7 protein-coding genes are annotated in these 10610 nt (G+C 68.0%); 3 read left to right on the top strand and 4 right to left on the bottom strand.

Annotation, left to right across the window (positions count from 1 at the left end):
- Positions 1-157: 157 nt before the first annotated feature.
- From ACILR9_RS30395 to ACILR9_RS30385, 3 genes are all read left to right on the top strand, one after another.
- Complete coding sequence (locus ACILR9_RS30395) at positions 158-550, top strand: hypothetical protein (RefSeq protein WP_395713730.1); 393 nt, start codon at positions 158-160, stop codon at positions 548-550.
- Positions 551-563: 13 nt separating this feature from the next.
- Positions 564-1820, top strand: coding sequence for an MFS transporter (locus ACILR9_RS30390; RefSeq protein ID WP_395713729.1), 1257 nt, complete (start codon positions 564-566; stop codon positions 1818-1820).
- A gap of 61 nt (positions 1821-1881) precedes the next feature.
- Positions 1882-2910 (top strand): isopenicillin N synthase family dioxygenase, encoded by a 1029-nt coding sequence (locus ACILR9_RS30385; protein WP_395713728.1) that lies wholly within the window; start codon positions 1882-1884, stop codon positions 2908-2910.
- A 72-nt stretch (positions 2911-2982) separates the two neighbouring features.
- Here ACILR9_RS30385 and ACILR9_RS30380 read toward each other — a convergent pair whose 3' ends face one another.
- The 4 genes from ACILR9_RS30380 to ACILR9_RS30365 form a co-directional block, all read right to left on the bottom strand.
- On the bottom strand, positions 2983-6210 hold the full coding sequence (locus ACILR9_RS30380) for an adenylate/guanylate cyclase domain-containing protein (RefSeq protein ID WP_395713727.1): 3228 nt from the start codon (positions 6208-6210) through the stop codon (positions 2983-2985).
- A gap of 15 nt (positions 6211-6225) precedes the next feature.
- Complete coding sequence (locus tag ACILR9_RS30375) at positions 6226-7299, bottom strand: MBL fold metallo-hydrolase (RefSeq protein ID WP_395713726.1); 1074 nt, start codon at positions 7297-7299, stop codon at positions 6226-6228.
- Between the two features lie 62 nt (positions 7300-7361).
- A complete protein-coding gene (locus ACILR9_RS30370; RefSeq protein WP_395713725.1) occupies positions 7362-8315 on the bottom strand; it encodes an aldo/keto reductase in 954 nt (317 codons plus the stop codon).
- 185 nt (positions 8316-8500) lie between these two features.
- Entirely contained in the window at positions 8501-10561 is a 2061-nt protein-coding gene (locus tag ACILR9_RS30365; protein ID WP_395713724.1) for a mechanosensitive ion channel family protein, read from the bottom strand.
- Positions 10562-10610 lie beyond the last annotated feature (49 nt).

Here is a 10610-nt window from a genome sequence, read left to right as displayed (position 1 = left end):
GAGCAACCTCCGCCTGAAGCGGCGCACTCCCGGCACATGAGCGGGCGGGACAGGTCCAGAAGACCCTGAGTTGCCGTCGAGAGATTCACAAACGCCAACCGTTGTGTGTTACCGGGGGACGATGAGCCTCACGTCGACCCAGGTGGGCAGGACGCTGGTGCTGACGATCGATCGTCCGCCGGTGAACACGCTCGACCTCGCCGCCGTCAACGGCGCGGTGGCGCGTTTCGGCCTGACGGAAGCGGCTACGGGCATTCCTTTCCCCGCCGGACCGGCCGATATCATCCGCAGCGAGCTGCCCCCCGCCCTGCTGCGGCGCTGGACATTGTCGAGCGCGATGGTCGACTCCGCGACGCTGATCGAGGCTGGCGTGATCGACGCGCGCCATGCCGCCCATGAGCTCGTCGCCGAAGCCGTGCAGAGCGCCGCGAGCCTCGCCGCCCAGCCGGTTTTCATCACCGTGAAGCGCCAGGTGCGCAGCCCGCTCGCAGCCCGCGTGGCCACCCTCGCGGCGAGCGGCGACGAACCGTTCCTCGCAGCCTTCGCCTGACCGGAGCGGGGCCGTGGATAGCCGACTGAGACTGCGCATCATCGTCGCCGGCAGCATCGGCAACCTGCTCGAATGGTACGACTTCGCCATCTACGGCTACTTCGCCGCCCAGATCGGCCGCGCCTTTTTCCCGCAGGCCGATGCCGTGGCGCAGATCCTTTCCGCTTTCGGCATCTTCGCCGTCGGTTACGTCGTGCGTCCCCTGGGCGGCGTGCTGGTCGGCCATATCGGCGATCGCTACGGCCGGCAGCGCGCGCTCATCTTCTCGATCACGGCCATGGCCGCACCGACCCTCCTGGTCGGAGTCCTCCCGGGCTACCACACGCTCGGCGAAGCCGCCCCCGTGCTGCTGACGCTCCTGCGCATGATCCAGGGCCTGTCGGTCGGCGGTGAATGGACCACATCCTTCACCTACCTGGTCGAGCATGCCCCTCCCGGGCGGCGCGGCCTCTTCTCGGCAATCGCGTGCTGCGGCGGCACGCTCGGCGTCCTGGCCGGCTCGGCGACCGGCGCGATTCTTGCTGTCCTGCTCTCGCCCGAAGCCCTCGAGAGCTGGGGTTGGAGGCTGCCGTTCCTGTTCGGGTTTCTCGTCGCGATCGCCGGATTTCTGTTGCGGCGCAAGTCAGTCGGCGTCGCGGATATCGCCGGCATGTCCGCCGGACTGCCGCTGGTCGAGACCCTGCACCACCACTTCTGGCTGGTCGTGCGCCTTGCCGGCGTCACGGTGTTTCTCGCCGTCGGCTTCTACCTGGTCTTCCTCTACTTGGTCAGCTGGCTACAGGGCGTCGACGGTGTCGACCCGGCGCGCGCCTTGACCATCAACACTGCGAGCATGGCGGCCATGATCCCGATTCTCCTGGCGGCAGGCTGGATGAGCGACCGCATCGGCGGGCGCCTCCCCCTCATGCTGGCGGCGATGGCTGCCGCCATTGTGAGCGCTGTTCCCCTCTTCCTGCTCATGCACCAGAACGCGACGCTGCCCATTGCCGCGGGCCAAGTGGCGTTGGTGATCCTGGTCGGCTCCGTCTCGGCCCTGACGCCGGCTTTCATGGTCGAGGCCACGCCGCCGTCGGTGCGCTGCACCGCGATCGCGCTGGGCTACAACATCCCAAATGGGCTGCTGGGCGGGATGACGCCGCTGGCCGCGACCTGGCTGGTCGAACGGACCGATGTCGATTTGAGCCCGGCCTTCATGATGATCGCGGCCGCGACGATCTCGTTCGCCACGCTGTGGACGTTTCGCCGATCATTGGCGCAAGGCAGCCCATAGAAGTCGCAGATGCATGCGCCGGCACCAGCATGATAGCGTTGCCTGGAATCGGAGGTCAAAGATGCAACACACGATGGTCGGCGGCGAGATCCCGTTGATCGATGTCGCGCCTTACCTGGCCGACGTGCCGGGTGCCGCCCAGCGCGCCGCTGCCGAGCTGCGCTTCGCCTTCGAGAATGTCGGCTTCTATTACCTGCGCGGCCATGGCGTGCCGCAGGCGCTGATCGATACGGCCTATGCCGAGGCGGCGCGCTTCCACGCTCAGCCGATCGAGCAGAAGCTCGCGCTCAAGGTCGACGAGCACAACATCGGCTACATGCCGATCGCCCGCAAGCCGCCGCCCAACGCCGCCGCCCAGGGCAAGAAGCCGAGCCAGAACGAGGCCTACTTCCTGCGCCGCGAGCGCGGCACCGATGACCCCGACGTGCTGAGCAACCGCCGCTTCCACGCCATAAACAAATGGCCGCAGGAGAGCGACCTGCCGGGCTTCCGCAGCAACATGCTGGCCTACATGAGCACGCTCGAGGCGCTGTGCCAGAAGCTGGTGAAGCTCTACGCGCTGGCGCTCGAACTGCCCGAGGGCCGTTTCGATTCCTGCTTCGCCAGGCCACACATGATCCTGCGCATGTCGCGCTACCCGGTGATCGACGGCGCAGACGAGTCGGTCGCCAGCCTGGTGCCGCACACCGATTCCGGCTTCATGACCTTGCTTCCGCCCAACAAGGTGCAGGGCCTGTCGATCCAGCTGCCGGGCGGGCGCTGGATGGATGCGCCGGGCGTCGAGGATGCCTTCGTGGTCAATGGCGGCGACATCCTGCATCGCTGGACCAACGAGCGCTTCCTGTCGACGCCGCATCGCGTGCGCAACGTGTCGGGCCAGCTGCGCTATGCCGTGCCGTTCTTCTGTGACCCGGACCACGACACCGTGATCGACTGCCTGCCGACCTGCGGCCCGGCCAAGTATCCGCCGATCAAGTTCGGCGACTACGCCCTGTGGTTCGCCGCCCAGCGCTACGAGCATATGCAGAAGGTGCAGGCGCCGACCGAAGCCGACGTCGCCCCGGGCGCCAGGGCCACCGCACGGTGGTGACGCGCGGCCTCCTACCTGTGATTGAAAAGATGAGCGCCATCGGAGTGGCGCGCTCCCAGCACATCTTCGGGCTCACACCGACAGGGTCGCCCTCATCGGCCTCGCGAGGCGTCGGTAGCCCACGCGTTCGGCGCGCGCCGCGAGCTCGGCCAGCCTGGCGCGGTCTTCGGCAGACAACCTGCCGTCGAGGGCATTGGCAAGCAGACCGGCGCGTTCCACGATCAGGTCGGTGAAGGGCATGGGCTCGCTGGCCGTGAAGCGCGTGAGCTCCGTCGCGTGACGGCGCGCTTCATCGGATCGACCGCCGATCAGGCAGGCCTCGATCGCGAAGCCGCGAAAGAAGAGGTGGTTGTGACCCAGGGTCTGGACGGCAAGCAGCGACTCGCCCTCGGCCAGCCAGGCATCGCGTTCCGACGCCTCGTCGCTGATGCTGGCGCCGATGCCGAGAACCGCCGCGCCCATGAAGTGCAGCGCATGCTTCCGCGCGTGATCGACGGCCTCGCGCGTGATCGCGAGTGCCTTCGAGCGACTGTTATTGGCGACGTGGAGCTGCGCAGCGAAGATCTGGTTCTCGCTGTAGAAGCGCCAGGCCTCCAACTCGGTGACGATCTGGTTGGCGCGCTCGACGAGCGGCAATCCCCATTCGGGATTCTCGGACTCGATGGCGCCCATGATCAGCCCGTGCAGGGAAATCAGCTCGGCACGGCGATTTTGCGCCTGGCAGGCCAGCGCAAGCGCGGTCTCGCCTGACTCGCGCGCCGTCGCAAGGTCGAGCAGATGGCATTCGGCAATGGCAGCCATCGGCCGGTTGGCGATTTCGACCGCGCCGGCACCGGCGCGCCGGGCCGCATCGATGCATCGACCCAGCGCCTCGCTGGCCGAGCGCATGCGACCCTGGGCGTAGTGGGCATCGGCGAGCCCGCCCATCGCGCGTGCAACAAGCTCGGGCGACTGGGCCCGCTCGGCCAACGCCAGCGCCTGGCGGTGCTCGGACATGCACTCGTCCACGCGACCGCGTGGGAAGAGCAGGTTGCCCCGCATGTGATGGCAGCGTGACTCAAGCTCGAGAAGCCCGGCGGATCGGGCCGCCGCCTGTGCACGATCGAGGGCCTGCTCCGCGCCCGCGAGATCGTCGGTGATCCGCAGCGCTGCCGCCATGCCGAGCTCCGCCTCGCCGCGGTCGGCCGTATCGACCGCCTTGCCGAGCGCCGCGGCGAATCGATCGCGTGCATTCCGCGGCGATCCGAGATCGAGATGGAGATGGCCCGCCAACAAGGAGAGGGCGACGAGCTGCGCGTCCGAAGCGGCGAGCTGCACGCCTCGTTCGGCCCGCTCCCGCGCCATCGACAGACGGCCGGACCGGCGCAGGGCATCGGCGGCGAGGCGATAGGCGTCGGCCGCAGTCGGATCCCCCGCGCGGTCGAGGTGTTGGGCACGCAGCTCGGGTTCACCCTCGCCAAGCCAGTCGGCGGCACGACGGTGCAACTGGCGCGCCGTCTCGCGCAGCAGCGAGGCGTACGTCCCTTCCTGAATGAGGGCATGGCCAAAAACCAGCATGCCGCCGCCGTCGTCGATCAACAGGCCGGCTTCGATCAGCGGTCGCGGATCGTAGCCGTCGCTGCCCGCCAGCGCACGCAAGGCGGCCAGCGGCACACGCTGGCCGTAGACCGACGCGGCCTGTAGCGCGGCGCGATCCGCGCGCGCCAGGCGATCCAGCCGGGCCTGAACCAGCCCGCGGATCGAGCCGGGCAGCTCGGCGGTCTGGGCTTCCGCCATGCTGAGGGCGAGCTGCTCGAGGAACAGCGGGTTGCCGCCCGAACGATCGATGAAGCTCGTAATGACCGCCTGATCGACCTTGCTGGCCGCAGCGCGCGCAAGAGTCTCCATTGCGGCCCCGCGCAACGGCCCCAGCTCCAGGACGACGAGCGAGACGCCGGCGAGGTCGCGGCGAAAGGCGGCGTCGACAGGATCGCCTTCGGGACGCGAGGTCGTGACGACGACCAGGCGGGCGGTTGCCGTGCGACGCGCCAGCAGGCGCACAAAGGCACGCAGCGTGTCGTCCGCCCAGTGCAGGTCCTCGATGACGATGATGAGCGGGGTCGTGCCCGTCACCGTCGCCGTCAGCTCCGCCACCGCTTCGGCCCGCGCCGCGGCGCGTCGGCCGTCCTCCATCGCGCGATATGGTGCGGCGAGATCGGGCGGCATCGGGCGCTCGACGACGTCGAGCACCGCGGCCCGCAGGTGCGCATCGACCGAGCGCTCTTCGATCCACTGCGGCCGGTGCCCGATCAACGTCTCGGCCAGAACCCGCAGCGGCACCTGCCGGCGGGCCGTGCCGAAATCCACGGCATGCGCCATGATCGGTGTGAAACCCTGCCCGGACGCGCCGGCCAGGATCTCGGCGAGCATCCGGCTCTTGCCGATGCCCGCCTCGCCGCGCAGATGCAGCAGGGCGCCCGGCTGCGCCGTCGACAGCACGGCCGAGGCCTGCGCCAGCTCAACCTCGCGGCCGACGAACGGCAGACGCGTCGACGCCGCCCCTTCCCCCAGGCCATCGAGCCGCCAAAAGCGCTGTGGCCGGGCAATGCCCTTCAGGGCCCGCTCGCCCATCGCGGCGGCACGCACGCGGCTGGCGACGAGTCGCCACACCGCCTCGCTCATCATCGTCTCGCCTGGCCCGGCTTCGCCGACCAGGCGCGCCGCCAGGTTCACTGCTTCGCCGACGACGGTGTAGTCGCTGCGCAGATTGCCGCCAACCTCGCCGGCCACGACATCGCCAAGAGCGATGCCGACATGTGTGGCAAGGTCGCGCCCCAGCTCCGTTGACAGGGCGGCCATGGCGCGCTGCAGATCGTCGGCCGCGGCGACAGCGCGCAGCGCATCGTCCTCATGGGCGATCGGCGCGCCGAAGATCGCCATGGTCGCATCGCCGATGTGCTTGTCGACGGTGCCGCCGCGCGCCACGACGATCTCATCGGCGCGCGCCAGGAAGCGGCCGGCGATGCGACGCAGCTCCTCGGCATCGACCGACGTCGACAATTCGGTGAAGCCGCACAGATCGGCAAACAGCACGGCGACCTGGCGCCGTTCGGGTGTCGTTGCGACCTCTTCCGGCTCATCGGTCTCGAGATCGGCCGCTGCCTCCAGGAGACGCTTGCGATGCCCGAGCGAGGCCACGCCGAGCTCGCGCAGGTCGTCGGCCGTCAGGCCGCGCAGCATCGGGCCATCGATGTGATTGGCCTCGAACGCCTCGGCGTACTGGCCCAGACCCAGTCCGTGCAACCAAGCCCGAACGTCCATCAACCACCCTGAACGCTAGTGCGAACCTCCGTCGACGCTGCGCCCTTCCGCCCGCCATCGCAACATGCCGCCGGGCAGGTTGGCAACCTCTGCGAAGCCCGCCTTGGTCAGGATCGCCGTGGCATGAGCCGAGCGGCTGCCGGCACGGCACACGGTGACGATGGGCTTGCCCTTGGGCAGCTCGGCGGCGCGCTGGGCAAGCTCGCCCAGCGGGATCAGGGTTGCGCCACGAATCCGGCCCAGTGGCCCGCTGAATTCCGCCGGCTCGCGGACATCCAGGACGTTGACGATGGCCAGATTCTCCTCCAGCCAATGCGGCTCGACCTCCCAGACGCCGCCGAAGGTGAAGCGCAGCGGCGCCCAGTGCGGATCGGGCGGCACTTCGGTATCGTTGCCCGGCTGGCCGCAGCGCAAGTTGGCCGGCACTGCCTCGTCGAGCTTCTTGGGATGCGGCAGGTCGAGGTTTTTCATGTAGCCGACATAGTCGCCCTCGCCGACCTCGCCGCCGAGGCGCGGATTGAACCGCTTCTCCTCGGCAACGCTGGTGACGGTAAGGCCGCGATAGTCGTGCGCCGGATAGAGCAGGCAGCCCTCGGGCAGCGAGAAGATGCGCGAGCGCACGGCGCGATAGAGCTGGCGCGGATCGCCCTGCTGGAAGTCGGTGCGGCCCGAACCGCGGATCAACAGGCAATCGCCGGTGAACGCCATGCTCTCGTCGTCCAGCACGTAGGTCAGGCAGCCCGACGTATGACCCGGCGTTGCTCGAACTTCCAGCGCACGCCGGCCGAACTCGACCCGGTCACCGTCGGCCAGCAACCGATCGGCCCCGGTGGCCCCCGATGCCGTCGCCAGGGCGATGCTGCTGCCGAGCTTCTGCTTCAGGAGCCATGCTCCGGTGATGTGATCGGCATGGACATGGGTTTCGAGCGTCCAGGTGAGCGTCAGTCCCAGCTCAGCGATCAGGGCGGCGTCGCGGCGCACCTGCTCGAACACGGGATCGATCAGCAGCGCCTCGCGGGTGGCGCTGCAGCCGAGGAGGTAGGTGTAGGTCGACGAGGTCGGGTCGAAGAGCTGGCGGAAGATGAGCATGGCTCATTCTACCATCTTCTCCGATCCGGCTCGCGTGCGATCGGCGTGCGCAATGACGCGCTTCAGGCGCTCGCCTTGTCGAGGGCGGCGATCGACTCGGCGTCGAGCTTCACCGCCGGTGCCGCCAGCAGATCCTTGAGCTGCTCGAGGCTGGTGGCGCTGACGATCGGCGCGGTGACCGCCTTGCGCTGCAGCAGCCACGCCAGCGCCACGCTGGTGTTGCTGGTGTTGTGCTTCTTGGCCGCCGCATCGAGCGCGCCCAGCACCTTGAAGCCCTTTTCGTTGAGGTACTTCTTCACGCCGCCCGGACCGCGCGGGCTCTTGCCGAGATCGGCCTCGGAGCGGTACTTGCCGGTCAGGAACCCGCTGGCCAGCGACCAGTAGGGAATGACGCCGATCTCCTGCTTCAGGCACTCCTGCTCGAGCGCATCCTCGAACAGCGGCCGCTCGACCAGATTGTAGTGCGGCTGCAGGCTCTCGTAGCGCGGCAAGCCCTTCTCCTTGGCGACCTTGGCCGCCTCGGCGAGGCGCGGCGCCTCGTAGTTGGAGGCGCCGATGGCGCGCAGCTTGCCCGCCTTGATCAGCTCGCCGTAGGTCGACAGCGTCTCCTCGATCGGCGTATCCTTGTCGTCGCGATGCGACTGGTAGAGGTCGATGTAGTCGGTGTTCATCCGCTTCAGCGAAGCGTCGACCGACCCGATGATGTGCTTGCGCGACAGCCCTTGGCCGACATTCGGCATCTCCATGCCGCACTTGGTGGCGATCAGCACCTTGTCGCGCTTCTTCGGGTCCTTCTTCAGCCACGAGCCGATCACTGTCTCCGACTCACCCCCCTTATGGCCGGGCGCCCAGCGCGAATAGACGTCCGCTGTGTCGACAAAGGTGAATCCGGCATCGACGAAGGCGTCGAGCAGCTTGTGCGAGGTCGCCTCATTGGCCGTCCAGCCGAACACATTGCCGCCAAAGGCGATCGGGGCAAATTCGAGCCCCGACCGTCCGAGCTTGCGCTTTTCCATGATTGCTTCTCCCAAATATGAGGACGGGGCATCTTAGCCTCGCGCGACGAGCGGGCGCCATGCAGGTCTTTTTCCCTCCTATGAAAATCGGGGCGGGCACCGCCCCGATTTTCTCAGCATCGTGGTGCGCGCCGGCGGGCTGGGGGTCTCCCCAGCGTCTTCGCTGGGGAGGCACGGCGCTCCCCCTACTCCGCCGCCACCTTGGCTTCCGGTGCGGTTGGCGAGTTGGCCGGCGTCGGGGATGGCGCCGGAGCTGCCGCCGGTGGCGAGGCCACAGTTGCCGGGACGCCCCCGGGCATCATCGGCGTCGGATAGGCCGTCATCGTCGGCGTGGCGAAACGGATGCCGAGCCCGGGCAGGGTATCGTACATGCGGCGAATGGCGGTGCGCTGGATGATACTCGGGTTCTTGGGCCGCGCCATGAACTTGAAGCGCACGATCACCTGGCTGTCCTTGATGTCGACCACGCCCTGCATCTTGAGCGGCTGCATGATGATCGGCTTGAAAGCCGGGTCCTCGGCCATCTCGAGGCCGAGCTTCTTCACCGTCTTGCGCAGGAGCTCGATGTCGGTACCCGGCGCGAAGGCCAGGTTGAACTTCACCACCGTCCAGTCGCGACTGAAGTTGGTGATGTGGCCGACTTGGCCGAACGGCACGATATGCAGCTGGCCGTTCTGATGGCGCAGCTTCAGCGAGCGCACGCTGAAGCCTTCGACCGTGCCCTTGACCCTGCTGCAATCGACATACTCGCCGATGCGGAACGAATCCTCGGCCAGGAAAAAGACGCCGGAGACGATGTCGCGCACCAGCGACTGGCTGCCGAACGACACCGCCAGGCCGAACACCGACGCGCCGGCGATCAGTGGCGTGATGTTGACGCCGAGCTCCGCCAGCACAAGGAGGCCGCCGACCACCAGGATGGTGGCGCCGGTGATGGCGCGCAACAGCGGCATCAAGGTCCGCAGGCGCGAGGCTGCCACCTTGACGTCCTCCTCGGCATCGCCCGTGGCGTCGGCCGAGGGCAGTGGGTTGGCAGCGATATACGAATCCATGCGGTAGCGGATGAAGCGCCATAGCGCGTAGATCGCCACTGCCGTCACCGCGGCGATCTTGGCCCCGCGATCATGCGTCGCCCATTCGGCCGCCGTCATGGCGCCCAGCACGCGCACCATCATGGCGTCGACCACCAGGATGACGACGTAGAGCCTGGCGACCAGGCGCAGGCAGTCGGCGACCACGTCGCCCGCCATGGGCAATTCCGAGACGATATGACGTCTGATCCGGTGCATCAGCGTCTCGAACAACAGGAGCGCGATCAGGGCCGATTCGATGATGGTCAAGCCGCGCGCCGCCATGTTCGCCTCGGTCAAGGCCGCATAGACCGCGGCCAAGCCCATCATGGCGTAGAAGAGCAGGCCGAAGACCCACCAGCGGACGGCGGTGTCGAGCTTGAGACGCCGGCCGATCCGGTTCGGCGACACCATGGCCGAAAGCCATGCCGCCATCTCCTTGTGCCAGTGCCACACCACCCACAGCAGGCAAGCCGCAATCAGGGGCGCATAGAGGATGACCGCAGCGCTGATCACCTCGCGAGCCGCGCCGGTTACCTCCAGCGCACGGGCGATGTGGCTGCCCAGCAGCGGCAGCACGATGACCCAGTTCAGCGCAATCAGCAGGCCGCGCGCCGCGGCATCGTCGATGGGCGCGATCCGCCCTTCCGGCGTACCTGGCCGCAGCCAAGCCCGGAACACGAGATTGAAGGAGCGCCAGTAGAGCATCGCGGCGAAGACCTGTTGCCCGAGCTTGTTGCCAACGCTCTGTGGATCGCCGATCTGGGCAACGACGACCCGTCCGGCGACGCCCAGCGCCACCAGCGCCAGCACATCGAGCAGCAGCGCCCGTCCGAAGGCGCGCAAAGGCGATTGGCCCACCAGGCGATCGAAACCGCGCAGCCGCGCCCGGCTGAGCAGCAGACGGACAAGGAACTCTGCCAGCAGGCCCGCCGCCACGATGCCCAGGAGCAGCAGGGCGACGCGATCGCTGATCTGACCCGGTAGACCCGTCAAATGGGCACCCAGCGCCGGAATCTCCCTCAGCGTGAACTCGAGGCGCTCGGTCAGCAGCTTCAGGAACGACCCGGTGGTGCCCGCCTCGGTATTGTAGGCCGAGTCGGCCACGGCAACCGTCGCCCAGAACGCCGCCCAGCCTCCAGCCAGCGCGCCAAACCGATATCTTGACCGCATCATCGGTTTACCCCCAAAGGATGCCGGATCACCCTAGGCCAAACGGCCCAAC

Source organism: Reyranella sp., from assembly GCF_044224635.1.
In the GTDB taxonomy this organism is placed as follows: domain Bacteria; phylum Pseudomonadota; class Alphaproteobacteria; order Reyranellales; family Reyranellaceae; genus Reyranella.
Note: the sequence above shows the minus strand (reverse complement) of the source record. Positions and strands in the feature narration are given on the sequence as shown.